Origin of the sequence: Arthrobacter sp. NtRootA1 (assembly GCF_019976975.1) — a bacterium.
Classification (GTDB): Bacteria; Actinomycetota; Actinomycetes; order Actinomycetales; family Micrococcaceae; genus Arthrobacter; species Arthrobacter aromaticivorans.
This window is the reverse complement of the sequence record NZ_AP024630.1, coordinates 3,242,801-3,257,491: the sequence shown is the minus strand read 5'-3', so window position 1 is coordinate 3,257,491 and position 14,691 is coordinate 3,242,801. Positions and strand designations below refer to the sequence as shown.

At 60.4% G+C, this 14,691-nt stretch carries 9 protein-coding genes; 7 read left to right on the top strand and 2 right to left on the bottom strand.

Going from position 1 to position 14,691, the window contains the following annotated elements:
* Window positions 1–170: 170 nt before the first annotated feature.
* Window positions 171–1,322, top strand: a complete 1,152-nt coding sequence (tcmP, locus tag LDN90_RS14670) for a three-Cys-motif partner protein TcmP (protein WP_160147649.1) — start codon at window positions 171–173, stop codon at window positions 1,320–1,322.
* Here the strand turns inward: tcmP and LDN90_RS14665 are convergent.
* Window positions 1,319–2,071 carry a phage Gp37/Gp68 family protein gene (locus LDN90_RS14665; protein WP_142938934.1) on the bottom strand — a complete coding sequence of 251 codons (753 nt, stop codon included), beginning with the start codon at window positions 2,069–2,071 and terminating at the stop codon, window positions 1,319–1,321. The genes tcmP and LDN90_RS14665 overlap by 4 nt on opposite strands.
* A gap of 276 nt (window positions 2,072–2,347) precedes the next feature.
* Entirely contained in the window at window positions 2,348–3,403 is a 1,056-nt protein-coding gene (locus LDN90_RS14660; protein ID WP_223946283.1) for a hypothetical protein, read from the bottom strand.
* 422 nt (window positions 3,404–3,825) lie between these two features.
* On the opposite strand from LDN90_RS14660, the gene LDN90_RS14655 reads away from it, so the two are divergent.
* The 6 genes from LDN90_RS14655 (at window position 3,826) to pglZ (ending at window position 14,690) form a co-directional block, all read left to right on the top strand.
* Window positions 3,826–4,026, top strand: coding sequence for a helix-turn-helix domain-containing protein (locus LDN90_RS14655; RefSeq protein WP_142938936.1), 201 nt, complete (start codon window positions 3,826–3,828; stop codon window positions 4,024–4,026).
* 74 nt (window positions 4,027–4,100) lie between these two features.
* Entirely contained in the window at window positions 4,101–4,730 is a 630-nt protein-coding gene (locus LDN90_RS14650; RefSeq protein WP_223946282.1) for a DUF1819 family protein, read from the top strand.
* Window positions 4,727–5,326 (top strand): DUF1788 domain-containing protein, encoded by a 600-nt coding sequence (locus LDN90_RS14645; RefSeq protein ID WP_142938937.1) that lies wholly within the window; start codon window positions 4,727–4,729, stop codon window positions 5,324–5,326. The genes LDN90_RS14650 and LDN90_RS14645 overlap by 4 nt, the downstream gene beginning before the upstream one ends.
* Before the next feature lie 4 nt (window positions 5,327–5,330).
* Window positions 5,331–8,819 (top strand): BREX system P-loop protein BrxC, encoded by a 3,489-nt coding sequence (gene brxC / locus LDN90_RS14640; RefSeq protein WP_142938938.1) that lies wholly within the window; start codon window positions 5,331–5,333, stop codon window positions 8,817–8,819.
* Entirely contained in the window at window positions 8,819–12,202 is a 3,384-nt protein-coding gene (pglX, locus tag LDN90_RS14635; RefSeq protein WP_142938939.1) for a BREX-1 system adenine-specific DNA-methyltransferase PglX, read from the top strand. The genes brxC and pglX overlap by 1 nt, the downstream gene beginning before the upstream one ends.
* Complete coding sequence (gene pglZ / locus LDN90_RS14630; RefSeq protein ID WP_142938940.1) at window positions 12,195–14,690, top strand: BREX-1 system phosphatase PglZ type A; 2,496 nt, start codon at window positions 12,195–12,197, stop codon at window positions 14,688–14,690. The genes pglX and pglZ overlap by 8 nt, the downstream gene beginning before the upstream one ends.
* Window position 14,691: the final 1 nt, after the last annotated feature.

The window sequence follows — 14,691 nt, the reverse complement described above, 5'->3', positions numbered from 1 at the left end:
CAGGAAGCGAATCAGGCTCCGAAAGGCCTCCACCAGCTAGATTTGCCCCGTGCCGGCCGAGGGGCCTTCTTATGCGCTGACATACTGTCTCTATCATGGTGACGTTACTCCATTTACTGGATAACCATCGGGTCAAAGCTCGACGTGCTAAGGAAGATCGGAGTTGGGGGATGGCAACTGGAACCGAGGCTGGGCTGCTGGAGAGTCCGAAGCCGCAGTCGGTCTACAAGCATGGGATTCTTGAGCAGTACGTCATTAGGTTCGCAACGATGACGGCGAGCAAGCTGACGCCGAAGAGGGCGGTGCTGTTCGACGGCTTTGCCGGTCGGGGACGCTTTGACACCGGCGAGGCAGGATCCGCCGAGCGCATGATGATCGCTGCTCAGAAGGCTAAGAATTCCACGACGATCGACCTCTTCCTTGTGGAGAGGAACCGTGAGGACTTTGTGTCTCTCGACAAGGTGGCCGATGAGTACCGTAACCGTGGCATCCATGTTGACAGCCGGAACGGGGATTGCGGGCAGCACCTCGACGAGGTCAGGCGGCTCGCCGCCGGCGCGAGCCTGTTCGTTTTCCTTGACCCCTGCGGCGCGGGGCTGCCTATGGATTCGATCAAGGACGTACTCCATAAACGAGGTTCATGGCCTCGCACAGAGGTACTGCTGAATTTCAACGCTGACCTCATTCGCCGTGCTGGCGGACAGCTGAAGAAGGGGCAGTTCGGCCTTGGGGGCGTCGCCAAAGCTGACGCGGTGTGCGGAGGTCAATGGTGGCGTGACGTGGCATTGCACGCGCACACGGCTTCCGGCGGAACCTCCTGGGAGGCGGCAGCGGACGCCGTCGCACACGAGTACGCCCGACGACTCGCGGCCGGCACCAACTATGGCAGCGTCGTCGCGCCGGTGCGACGGCAGGTTCATCACCAGCCCGTGTACTACTTGATTTTCCTCACCCAGGCTCCGTATGGCTTCTGGGTGTTCGGAGCTGCCGCGGCAAAGGCACGGGAAGAATGGATCGACTGCCTCGGACCAGACCCCGACGAACGTGAGGGCATGCTCTGGGACACTGTCGCAGATCAGTTCGAACGGGAACACGACTCGGCGACCAAACACATCACCGACAATCTGCGTTCTTTGGTGTCGGACGGTCGGCCGAAGGCGGTCGTCGACCACGTCCGGGAGGTCTATGGCGATCTCTACGGCGAGGCCAAGGAGACGGCCTTCTCGGCCGCACTTCGCGCGCTCGTGAAGTCAGGCGAGATCGAGTTCGCCACCAAAGGAGCCAAGTCTTATCAACACGTCATTCGCAAGGCCGCTGGCTAGGCTAACGCTGCTGCGAATCGCGGCATATCGTCCCAGGTGCGCCCTCCGAGTTCGCGTCCGTTGGCCTTTGGCGTCCGCCCGCCCCACTGCTTGAAGAAGAACGCCACATCGGCTTCAAGGCACTGGTCGCGGATGTCCTCGGCCCAGGTCGGATCCATGGGTCGTGCGCGCGGACCGGACTCGCCACCGACGATCACCCAGTCGATGCTTTCAAGGTTCAGTGTCGGCAATGCTGTGATGAGCGGTTCGCAGGACAGAAATCGTGTTGCGGCTGGTACAGCTCGAAGGTAGTCAATGCGATCGACGACATCAAACGACTCCACCGAGACTCCCATCCACAGGTTGTCTGGCCAGTCGAGCTTGTCTGCCACCCTCGCCATCCGGTGTGCCCGCTTGGTCAGCACCTGGTAGGTGTGCTGTGGTGTCTGGCGCATGACGTCAAAGATGTCGCGAATGAAGTCGAGCGGAACCTTGGCGTGGAACAAGTCGCTCATCGAATTCACGAAGACAATTTTGGGTTTGCGCCAGCTAAGGGGCTGCTTCAATGCTGCCGGGTGCGTCGTGACCCCGAATCCAGGACCGGAGGTCCGGGGGTCACCGTCGGTCTGGTACTTCTCCGCACCCATGGCCTTCAGACGCTTCGCGAGCGCCAGAGCGTAACAGTTATCGCACCCTGCAGCGACCCGATCGCAACCTGTGACAGGGTTCCATGTCACCTCAGTCCACTCAATCCCACTGTTCGTCGACACAGTCTCACCCTTCTCATAACCACTGCGACTAGCAATGCGTTCCATGCAGTTGCTGATCGTCGCGCGAACCGCGGTTATCCGACCGGCGCATGGATCTAGATCTTGGCCCGATCATCTCACGGCACGAGCGACGTATGGCTTCGCACCACGCCGCTCGTGCCGTGAGATCTACCGATTGGACTTTCGAATCCAGGCGCGGTATCCCCAACGAACTGTTGCTCGACCGAGCGATCAGGCAAGAAGAAGATCAGTCCATGCCCCATCGCGGCGCGTTGATCATGGTGATACGCCATTCGCTTGTTGAGCCTCTGCCTCCTCGTCGAAGGGGACATCAACTTGCACGAGCTGATGGATCTCACCGGAAGGAAGCGCGAGGTACTGCACGGTATCGGGCAGATCGATCTGTGAAGGCATTACCCGTTCGCGAAAAGCTGCCTGCCGGCCAGCGATCGACTTCTTGGTTTCTCGCCAGCGACCCGTGAGCTCCACCGTGGTGAGCGCCTGCGTTACTTGAGCCTCGAGACTCTCAGCTTGTTTCACATCCGCTGCGTGTCGCTCAAGAGACTTTCGGAACGCAAGGTACTGGTTATCAGGATCGGCAAGCGCTGCTTTCGTGGCGTCTGCGAGAAGAGCTTTTCGTCCGAGAGCGACAGCGGCGCGAGCGAAGTGAAGTTCGCGAAAGAAGTGGTCGTGATCTTTCGTTTTGCCACCTAGGGCTTCTTCGAGTTTGCGATAGTCGACGGCACCGCTGGCGCTGTCAGACTTCAGGAGTGACTGGATGGTGGACCAGGTTTCCTCCAAGAATACGTCCGCCTTGTGGAACTCCTCTCCGGCTTTTTGCTGTACAACGTCCAGATCGGGAAGATTGCCGTCGAGTATGGAACTGATTGCTGCAGACAGTCGTTTGTCCGTCGTCCGCTGGGCCGCAATACGCGTGTCTACGTATCGCTTCTCCTGACGTCCCAGGATCGTCTCGACCCGCCGCTGATGGACTCGCTGTTCTCGCTGAGCCAGCATGTCAATAGCCATCACCGACGCACCCACTGCCAAGACCGGCCAGCCAGCAATCGCTGCACCTCCCACCCCCACCGGGTACAGGACGGCCTGAGCTGAGATACTGGCGGGTCCGCGCGCGAATCCGCGGAACCCGCTGGTTCCAACCGCGCGAACAAGCTCGGCACCCTTCGGCAGCACTACCTTGAAAAGTGTGGCACTCTTTGGATCCACTGCACGGACGATGTTGGTGAGTGCTTGCTGAAGGGCCGCATTCACTGGAACCGACTTGTACTTTGTAAGCTCAATGTCGGTGATCGGATAGTACTCGTACGCCATGGGAATTGAAGCGACCTCAAGGGCCTGCTCGACTGAGACAGATGCACCGGTTGTAGACAAGACGGCCTCTGGAACCAGGATCCCCGAAGCGGGGAGAACCTGAACGGGTGCCAAGGTCTCGCTCGGCGAAGGCTCAGCCGCCAGTGCGGTTCTTGCCGCGTTGTCTCCGCGAGCACTTCTGTGCCTGCGAAGAGTGAGAGTAAGGAGCCCGCCAGCGGATACGACGACTGCGACTGCCAACGCGATCCAGAGTTCGGTCATTGCGACAGCCTAACGTGATATTCCGGACGATGTCCTGCAGGTCAAGCCTCGCAACTCATGCAGGCTTAACCCGTTCAAACCCAGTCAAACCCTAAGAAGACGTGCAGTTGAAGCTAGGATGGCTTTTATTCGACGTTCCAATCCCGACTGGAGGCTGCACCGTGGCCGAACCATGGCTGTCCGCCGATGGCATTGCCGCGCACCTGGGGATCACGAAAGACACGGTCTACACGTGGATCAGTGATAAACGCATGCCGGCCCACAAGGTCGGCAGGCTCTGGAAGTTCCAGGCAAGCGAGGTCGATGAGTGGGTCCGCAGCGGTGGCACTGCAGCATCGAGCGACGTCGAGAAGTCGAGCTGACGGCCGCAGCTGAAGGAATATCTCTCGGACAAAGCCGGAACTACTTGCCTGAAAAACTGAAAGGGGGGTGACACGTGATCGAGCAACATACCGCAGCGCAGCGCTATGCGCTCTCATTTACCAGTGGTGCCCTCCTCCTGCATGAGGCGGCGATCGTTGCGCCCATCTATTTGCGAGAGCGCGAGTGGGCAAAAGTCCGAACCGAGATCGCCGCGGAGAACCTACTGCAAGCACGCACGCTTGCCTCTGGGTCCAGGCTCGCGCGAGAGATTGTCCAGCGGCTCGCCGTTCTCACGGGCGACGAGATTGAACTGCTCATCGAGGCAACGTCAACGGAGCGCGGGCACTTGATGTGGGCGGCGGCCTGTCGTCGATATGACTTTATCGGAGAGTTCGCTGAGGAGGTCGTACGAGAGCGGTTTCTCTTGCTGACTCCGACGCTCACACATGACGATTTCGACAGCTTCATGCGTGGCAAGTCTCTGTGGCACACCGAACTGGCTGAACTCAAGGAATCCACGCGGCGCAAGTTGCGTTCAAACTTGTTCCGGATGCTTATGGAGGCGGGCTTGCTTACCGACGGCGGAGGCATACAGCAGGCCGTGATGTCTCAACGCGTCGCCAGGGCTTTGGCGGCGGGTACTCCGAATGACCTGCGCTTTTTCCCGACCACCGATACTGCTTCCAGGAGGGCCCAGTCGTGACACGGACCGAGCTATCTAACCAGGAAGAGCACCTGTTCGCTGTTCTCAGTGGCAGACGATTTCTCCAGATGGAGGGCCTGAGCAACGAGGTGCCGTTCTTCATCTACCCCTACGAACCCGAGGATGCACTCGGGGTCGCGGGATCGAAGAAGCGCATCAAGAACCGGCTCGCGAACAAGGGCATCGTGGTCCGCGAGGTCAACCTCTACGATCTGTCGGTGGAGATTCTCAAGGAACGCGGAGTCTGGGATCGGTTGATCGCGCTCGAACCCGAGCAGGATAAGGCCGACTTCCGTGAGTTGCTCCAGGGGATGCTCGACCCGCAGCTCCACATCGCGTCCGCGATTCGCGCCAAGCTCGACGAGGGTGACTTCGACATCTTCTTCCTCACAGGCATAGGCGAGGTATTCCCGTACATTCGTTCGCACAACGTGCTGCACAACTTGCAGAGCGTCGTGACCGATAAGCCGATGCTCATGTTTTTCCCCGGCCGCTACGAGCAGTCCGACACGCTGGGGTCATCCCTGGTGCTGTTCGGTCGGCTCAAAGACGACCAGTACTACCGAGCCAAGAACATCTTGGAACAGGAGGCTTGACTCGATGAATCTGAACCAGATCTTCGCCAAGGACGTCCAGCGCCCGATAGAGGGTGTCATCAAGGCTGACGACACCGCGCATCTAGGTACCGAAGTTGATGAGTACGTCTTGACCAACGAGGCAGCCAAGGGCATGGAGCTGTTGCTTGAGGCATACACGGACTACACCAACGCCAACGGCGTGTGGATCTCGGGCTTCTTCGGTTCCGGTAAGTCGCACTTGTTGAAGTTGCTTGCGCACCTCCTCGGCGACGTGGAAAGCCAGGACTTCCCTCGGGCGCGTGTCTCCGAGAGTTTCCGGTCCAAGGCGCAGGATGCGTTTCTGCCGGCGCTTTTGACTAAGGCTGAGCGGATCCCGGCGAAGAGCCTCCTGTTCAACATCGACCAGAAGGCTACGCTCATCACGAAGGACCAGACCGACGCCTTGCTGAAGGTGTTCGTCAAGGTCTTCGATGAGAGCCGCGGCTACTTCGGTAACCAGGGTCATGTTGCCCGGTTCGAGCGGGATCTGGACAATCGAGGCCAGTACGAGGCGTTCAAAGCCGCATACGCCCGCATCTCCGGGCGGGACTGGGCGCAGGGACGTGAAGAGGGCGTGCTCGAAGAGGTCAACGTGGCCAAGGCGTACGCCGAGGTCAGCGGCCAAACCGAGGGTACGCCGGCCAACATCCTCACCAAATACCGCAACGAGTATTCGGTCTCCATCGAGGACTTCGCCGACGAGGTGAAGGCGTGGCTCGACAAGCAAGAAGACGGCTACAGGCTGAACTTCTACGTCGATGAGGTCGGCCAGTTCATCGGATCGAACACGCACCTGATGCTGAACCTCCAGACCATCGCCGAGTCGCTCAACACCAAGTGCCAGGGCCGGGCGTGGGTGTTCGTGACCTCCCAGGAAGACATGGACAAGGTCGTCGGCGACCGCACCAGGCAGCAAGGCAACGACTTCTCCAAGATTCAAGCCCGGTTCGCCACCCGTGTAAAGCTCACCAGCGCCGATGTGGAAGAGGTCATCCGCAAGCGACTGCTGGAGAAGAACGAGGCGGGCGAGGCCGCGCTGAATTCGATCTATGCAGAGCAGCACGCCAACTTCAAGACCCTGTTCGACTTCGTAGACGGCGCGAAGACATACCGCAACTACACCGACGAGGCACACTTTGTCGGCACGTACCCGTTCGTCAGCTACCAGTTCCCGCTGTTCCAGGCGGCGATCGAAGGCATCTCTGACCACAACGTGTTCGAGGGCCGCAACAGCTCAGTCGGTGAACGCTCGATGCTCGGCGTCGTGCAGCAGGTCGCTAAGGGCGTCGGCGACGTCGAGGTTGGCAGGCTGGCGACCTTCGACCACATGTTTGCGGGCATCCGCGCTTCACTGAAGTCAGCCGCGCAGCGTTCGATCGACGTTGCCGAGCGCAACCTGGACAACGAACTGGCTGTGCGGCTGCTCAAAGCGCTGTTCCTGGTGAAGTACGTCGAGGGTTTCCACGCCACCCCGCGCAACCTGACCGTGCTGGTTTACGACCGTTTCGGGCTCGACCTGCCCGCACTGTCCAAGCAGGTGCAGGAGGCACTGACGCTGCTGGAGACGCAGACTTACGTGCAGCGCAACGGCAACCTCTACGAATACTTGACCAATGAAGAGCAGGTCATCGAGGAGGAGATAAAGAACGTCGATATCGACGCCTCGGAGGTCAGTGGTCGTCTGTTCAAGATCGTTTCCGGTGACGTCGTTCGCCAGAGCAAGCTGCGGTACGCCAAGAACGGACAGGACTTCGCATTCGGATACAAGCTTGACGATCAGGTGTACGGGCAGCAACGCGAACTGACAATCCACTTCATCAGCCCGGAGTACCCGTTCGGCCCCGAAGAGACCCGGATGCACAGTGCGGGCAAGGACGAGCTGCGCGTCATCCTGGAGCCCGATGAGCGTGCACTTTCGGACTTGCGCCTGCTGATCAAGACGGAGAAGTACACCAAGCGCAAGCAGACGACTTCGCTGTCCGCAATCGAGGACCAAATCCTGCGCTCGAAGGCGACGCAGAACGTCGAGCGCGAGAAGGAACTCATCGAGCGAGTCCGCCGGGCAGTTGGCAAGGCTGCCCTCGTGATCAACGCCGCCGACGTGACCTCTTCCTCGCAAGACGCCATCACGCGCGTCACCGACGGCTTCCAGGACCTCATCAGCCGAACCTACACCCAGCTCAGCCTGCTCGGCGGGGTTACGTATAGCGAGCAGCAGGTTGCCACCTTCGCTAACCCGGACCTGTCAGGCATGTTCGATGATTCGGCGCTGTCGATGCTGGCTGTCCCAGGTGATGAGGTACTTTCGTTCGTGCTGCAGCGCGACCGGCTCGGTGAGCAGGTAACGGTCACGACGATCGTGGATGCATTCCAGACCAAGCCCTACGGATGGGATCTCGCCTCGATAGAGGTCGTCATCGCCTGGCTCGTTGGAAACTCGAAGATCACGGTCACCGTCGATGGAAACGTGCTGAAGCGGACCGAGGTCGCTGCCATACTCCGCAACACGCAAAAGCACTCGCACGCGGTGCTCGGCCCGCAGAAGCTCTTCGAGGAGCGCAAGGTCGCGTCGTTCCGCAAGTTCTGCTCCGACTTCTTCGACGAGGCCACCCCACCGAAAGATCCGCTGGAGCTGGCCCGACACGGCAGCGAAAGGCTGGGGGCAAAGCTCGATGAGCTGAAGGCTCGGGTGAACGGGTCGAAGTACCCGTTCGTGGAGCAATTGGCTGCCCCCATCGCCTTGATCGAACGGGCCGTGGGCAAGCCCGATGACTGGTACCTGGTTGAGTTCAGTCTTAGCGACGAGCTGCTCGACGCCAAAGAGAGCGTTATCGACCCCATCCAGTCGTTCCTGGGCGGCGGCCAGAAGGTCATTTACGACGATGCTGGCGCGCTGCTCGCCGCGAACGCGAACAACCTCGGCTACCTGCCCCAAGGAAGCGACGCTGATGTCGTCAAGCGGATCCTGGACGACCCGAACGCCTTCCGCGGTAACCGCATGACCCAACTCAAGCAGGCCGCAGACGCCCTCCGTGCGCAGGTCGAGGAGGCACTCGCTGCCAACCGCAGGATGGTCATAGAGGTTATCGAAGGACGCAAGAACGAGGTACTCGACAGCGCCTACTACAGCAATGCCACCGAGGAAGCACAGCAGCGGGTCAACCGAACAATCGACCAGATCCTCGCACGCGTCCGTAATGAACCGCAGATCGCGCTCATCCGCGAGCAGGGCAACAGCTTCGAGGAAAACACCTACCCGGCGCTGCTCGACCAGCTCGCATCCTCTGCCCGGCCCACGGGCGGCGAAGACGACACTGCGACAGCGCCTAGGCAGACCATCTCGGTAAGGACGATCACCGTGCCCGGTGCCCACGGTGTTTTGGAGAACCCGGAGGACGTCGACCGGTACCTTGATGCGCTCCGCAGCGCGCTGCTGAACACGCTCAACGACGGAAAGCGAATCGCACTCTGATGGAAACCGCACCGCTGAAGTCATTCGCCGCCTGGGCGCGCACAGCTATCATCCGCGAAGTGACAGCCCGCATCTCCGTCGTCCTCGCATCGCAAGAGTTGCGCCAGGAGCAGCCCAAGGCCATCGCCGCACTTGAGAAGGCCGTCTACACCGCCGGCGGCGGCAACAACGGCCGTGACACGGTAGCTGACAAGGTTGCCTACACCTGGTTCAACCGCATCATCGCGCTGCGGTTCATGGACGCCAACGGCTATACGGGCATCGGCGTCGTCTCGCCCGAACGGGGCCACAAGGGAGGCCAGCCCGAGGTTCTTGCCGAAGCCAAGCGCGGGAACATCGACAGCACGGTCGTGACGAACAAGCGCACGGCTGAGACCGTCACTAGTTTGCTCAACGGCACGCGCCGCAGTGACGACCCGCAGGGCGAGGCGTACGCGCTGCTGCTTGCTGAGTACTGCCGCCATTGGAACCGCTCTATGCCGTTCATGTTCGAGCGGGAGGGCGATTACACCGAACTGCTCATCCCCGCGAACCTGCTCGCCGATGACTCTGTCCTGGCCCGCGCCGCGACCGTGCTCACCGAAGAGGTCTGCGAGGACGTCGAGGTCATCGGCTGGCTTTACCAGTTCTATATCTCGGAGCGGAAGGACGAGGTCTTCGCCGGGTTCAAGAAGAGCCGGAAGGCCGGCGCGGTTGAGATTCCCGCTGCCACCCAGCTCTTCACCCCGCACTGGATCGTCCGCTACCTCGTCGAGAACTCACTCGGAAACCTCTGGCTGCTGAACCGGCCCACCTCGCGCCTGGCTGAGCAGATGGACTATTACATCGCTCCGGTCGATGAGGAGACCGACTACCTCAAGATCAGTAAGCCGGAGGAGCTTAAGATCATTGACCCCGCCTGTGGCTCGGGGCACATGCTCACTTACGCATTCGACTTGCTCTACATCATCTACGAAGAGGAGGGTTACGCACCGTCCGAGATCCCCGGGCTTATCCTTGCAAACAACCTCTTCGGCACAGAGATCGACCCGCGGGCGGGAGCCCTCGCAGCCTTCGCGTTGACAATGAAGGCTCGGGCTAAACAGCGCACGTTCTTCAACAAGCAGGTCCCGCCGAGCATATGCGTGATTGAACCCATCTGGTTCCGACCGGACGAAATTGACTTCCTCGTTACTCGTAGTGGTGACCGGCGCGAGGAGGAAGCGTTCTGGAACCAGTTTGCCAAGGCCGACACCCTCGGTTCTCTAATCCAGCCCAATCCCGACGTAACCGCCCGGCTCGCGCACCATCTCGATACGCTAGACGCGAGTGACGACATGCTGAAGGCGGGCACGATCGAGTTGGCAAAGCGTGTAGTCGAACAGGCCACCTACCTAGTGGGTTCCTACGTTGCAGTCATAGCGAATCCGCCCTACATGAGCAGCGCTACTATGAACGCACAGTTGACCGACTTCGGCCGCGAGGCGTTTCCCTCTTCTAAGTCAGACCTATTCGCGATGTTCATTGAGCGGAGTCTTGAACTTGTAGTGCCGCGTGGTCTTTGCGCGATGGTCACCATGCAGTCCTGGATGTTCCTTGCCTCGTTCGAGGATCTTCGACGGCTGGTCCTAGGGCGTGCTCCAGTTCAGGGACTTTTGCACCTGGGGGCGGGGGCTTTCGACACGATCGGCGGTGCGGTTGTGTCAACCTCTGCGTTCGTGCTTCAGCGCGAGGCACCTTTGGAGCGAATGGGGGTCTATGTGGACCTCACTAGGGGCCGATCCGAGGCCGAGAAGCAAGCACAACTGCGCGAAGCGATCGACCGAAAGGACAACGTCTACTACGTCCGGTCCCAAGAGTTCCTTGTGGTTCCACGTTCGCCCTTCACGTATTCCCTCAATGAGCGGACTGTTTTCGCACGGCCCAGCATCGGTGCAGTGATGGAGTCCGGTGGTCGACTGAAAACACATGGAAACGCCAAATACGTTCGCTATCACTGGGAAGTTGCTGCATCGACCAGCCGTTGGCGTCCTTTCCATAACGGAGGCGGACAGGCTGCCTACTACGGAAACGACGAAGAAGTAGTCGACTGGAGCGATGACGCCGTTTCAACGTACGGGCGGCACGGCGGGTTGCCCAAGGCAGCTACTTTCGACATGCCTGGCCTTACTTGGTCGATGGTAGGTTCCGTCGATAACTCGTTTCGAATCCGGGAAGGTGGCGAGCTCTTCAGTTCGGCCAGTCCGACACTTGTCTCCCCTTCCAAACCAGTCGCTCTTGCCTATTGCGCCGCGCTCAACACACCGACAATGGCGTCGCTGCTCCGCGCCATCAATCCGACGATCAATAACTACGTTGCGGACGTCGCCGCACTCCCTCAGCTAGACGTTGCGTCTTTGGACAGTCTGGTCCAGATTGGCGAGGCAGGACTAATGACCGCGATGGCGAGGGCAGCTCGTTCTGAAACAAGTCGTGTCTTCACAAGCTTAGGTATGTCCGGACACAATTTGTCGCTTCAGGCTTGGATCGAGGAGCAAGCCCGGACCCTTGAGGCCGCGATCGCCAGCGAATTTGACCTTCGTGCGCAGGCCGAAGGAGTGGTGTCGGCAGACTTTGGAGTCTCAGCGCGACCTGTTGTCGGCGAGGACTCAGTACCTGCTGGGTACGTGTCTGAGAGGGTTCGCGACGTTATGTCATTCGCCGTCGGTTGCATGCTCGGGCGCTATAGTCTTGACGAGCCCGGGCTGATCCTGGCTGACCAAGGCGCGGCCCTGCATGATTACCTTGCGAAGGTTCCCATGCCCACCTTCACCCCTGATGCAGACAACGTGATTCCGATTGTCGATGGGGACTGGTTCGAGGACGACATCGCAGAGCGATTCCGTCAGTTCCTTCGAGCTGCGTTCGGAGAGCAGCATTTCGAGGCGAACCTGCGGTTCATCATCCAAACGCTCGGCGTGAAGAACCTGCGCGACTACTTTGTGAGGACCTTCTATAAGGACCATGTTCAGCGGTACAGGAAGCGCCCGATCTACTGGCTGTTCTCCAGTCCCAAGGGGTCGTTCAACGCGCTGATTTACATGCACCGCTATACACCGTCGACCGTCTCTACGGTGCTCAACGAGTACTTGCGTGAGTTCAAGGCGAAACTGGAGGCCAGTCGTCAGCACCTTGAGCGCCTCGCCGCGGGCAGCGGCTCAGCGAGGGAGAAGGCTGCAGCTCAGAAGGAGATCGACCGCCTACGCAATGTCGTGCTCGAACTCGACGAGTACGAGCACGACGTGCTGTACCCGCTGGCAACCCAGCAGGTACAGATCGACCTCGACGACGGCGTGAAGGTGAACTACCCGAAGCTCGGTGCCGCGCTGAAGAAGATCCCCGGCCTCGAGGCAAGCGATGAGTGATACATCCTCCGTCCGGCCTCACCTGGAGCGTCGTTTCGAGAGTCAGCGGGTGGTGTTTTGGCACGACCCTGAAGGGGAGTACACCGCTGACCTCGACACGCTCGGCCTGGAGGGCGTGAAGACTGTGCGCGTCACTAACGACGAATACGCGGTCAAGAACCGGCTGCTGCACGACGAGCCCAAAACGAAGTTCCTTGTTTACCGCTCGGGTGCCGTGCCTACGGGGATCGGCAACTGGCTGCTTGACCTGGAGCTGGCCTACGGCGTGTTCACAGCGGACCGGACCTCTCTAGTGCGGCAGGAACTCGGGCTCACCGCCGACGGTATCGACGAGGTCGTACTGGCGTCCGAGAGCTTCTTCCGCGTGGCCAAGCGCGTACAGGGCCTGAAGAAGCTGCTTGACGCTGATGATGACGCCCGGCTGCTGCAAGCCAAGATGTCGGCCGTTCTGCTCGGTCAAAGCGAGCACAGCCTGCTGGAAATCACGCGCACCCTGCTGATCGAGAACGCCAGCGGTACGGATGCAAAGTACAGCGCGCTGGCCGAGCACGGCCTCGACGACTTCTACTGGCAGGGTGCGGCATCGATCTACGGCTACATGTCGCCGAGCCCCAGCATCGGCGATCTTGTGCTGTGGGTGTTCCGGCAGGCTAACGCCGGATTCAAGTCCGAACGACCCGGCGGCTTGCGCAACATCCAGCTCGACTTCGGGAGCTTTCGCAACGATCGGCGCAGCCAGGAAGCATTAGCGACGCTCGCAAAGCGCGCAGCGCGAGACCTGGACTATGCCAGCACCATCGAGGACGCAAGCTTCCGCGACCTGTTGGGCAACGACCTGTTCGAGGAGGCTGACCGCAAGATCATCAGCGACCTGGCGCGCGGTGTCGCTGAGAGAACGGTCCCAGCCCGCGAGGTTACAGAGGTCATCCGCAGTCGCCAGAGCAGCATCTGGGTCGACGGGTACCGCAAACTGTATGCAGCGATCGGCTGCGCCTCGGAGCTCCTGACCGCGCTCAGCACGCTCAACCTGTCGATGCAGTCATTCGACGAAGGGCTGGAGCGATACCGGGATAACTGGTTCCGCATCGACCAGCTCTACCGGCAGTTCACATACGCGGCCCGCACCGCAGAGTTCGCCGGGCCGCTGGAGGCGCTGCGCGCCCAGGTGGAGAAGTTCTACGCTAACAAGTTTCTCTACGACCTGGGCAACGCCTGGCAACAACAGGTCGATGGCATCGACCGGTGGCGTTCCGCCGTCCTCCGACCGCAAACCTCTTTCTACACCGACCACGTAGCGCCCATCACGAGGGACGGCCGACGCAAGGCCGTCGTCATCATCTCGGACGCCCTGCGCTATGAGATCGCCGACGAACTAGGCTCACGCGTCCGCCAGGAAGACCGCTACGACGCGGACCTGAAAGCCATGCTCGGCGTTCTGCCCAGCTACACCCAGCTCGGCATGGCAGCGCTACTGCCACATAGCACGATCGGACACTCCAAGGACGGCGATCCCGTCATGGCCGACGGCCAGCGCACGGACGGCACCGCGAACCGCAGCAAGATCCTCGACGCCGTGGACGGGAAAGCGATCCAGGCCGAGAACGTGTTTTCCCTTACCCGGGACGAACTGCGGGAGCTGTACCAGCAGCACCAAACGCTATACATCTACCACAACCGCATCGATGCGACCGGGGACAAAGCAGGCACCGAGCGCCAGGTCTTCGAGGCAGCCGAGGACACGCTTCGCGAACTGGTCGATCTGGTCAAGCGACTGACCAACGCGAACGCGACCAACATCCTCATCACAGCCGACCACGGCTTCCTGTTCCAGGACACGGCACTCGAGGACGCCTTCTACCTGTCGACCCTGCCGCAAGGCGACGACATTAAGGTGATCAACCGCCGTTACGTCCTCGGTCACGGGTTGAAGGAAGTCCCTGCGTTCAAGACCTTCACGTCAGCTCAACTGGGCCTCGATGGAGACCTTGACGTGCAGATACCAAAGTCGATTCATCGGCTGCGGCTTCCCGGAGCAGGCTCACGATTCGTCCACGGCGGTGCGGCCCTGCAGGAGATCGTCGTCCCAGTGCTGGCGATCAACAAGAAGCGCAAGAGCGACGTGCGAACGGTCAACGTCAAGATCATGCCCGAGTCTGACAAAATCACCACAGGTCAGCTGGTCATCAAGCTGTTCCAGACGGAGCCGGTGAGCGACAAGGTTCACCCCCTTGTGCTGCGCGCGGGGCTCTACGTCGGCGAAAGCCTCATATCCAACCAAGTCTCGCTCACGTTTGACCAGGACTCGACAGACCAGCGTGACCGCTATCAGAACGCGCACATGCTGCTCAGTCAGGACGCAAACGACTACAACAACCGCTCGGTGGAGTTCCGGCTTGAAGAAGTCATCCCGGGCACCAACCAGTGGCGTGTCTACGCCAAGGCGAGCTACACGCTGAAGCGATCGTTCGCCTCGGACTTCGACTTCTAAG

What these genes read in the sequence shown, in the direction of transcription:
- pglX (WP_142938939.1), top strand. Translation starts at nt 8,819, where the DNA reads ATGGAAACCGCACCGCTGAAGTCATTCGCCGCCTGGGCGCGCACAGCT.
- pglZ (WP_142938940.1), top strand. Translation starts at nt 12,195, where the DNA reads ATGAGTGATACATCCTCCGTCCGGCCTCACCTGGAGCGTCGTTTCGAG.
- tcmP (WP_160147649.1), top strand. Translation starts at nt 171, where the DNA reads ATGGCAACTGGAACCGAGGCTGGGCTGCTGGAGAGTCCGAAGCCGCAG.
- LDN90_RS14660 (WP_223946283.1), bottom strand. Translation starts at nt 3,403, where the DNA reads ATGGCGTACGAGTACTATCCGATCACCGACATTGAGCTTACAAAGTAC.
- brxC (WP_142938938.1), top strand. Translation starts at nt 5,331, where the DNA reads ATGAATCTGAACCAGATCTTCGCCAAGGACGTCCAGCGCCCGATAGAG.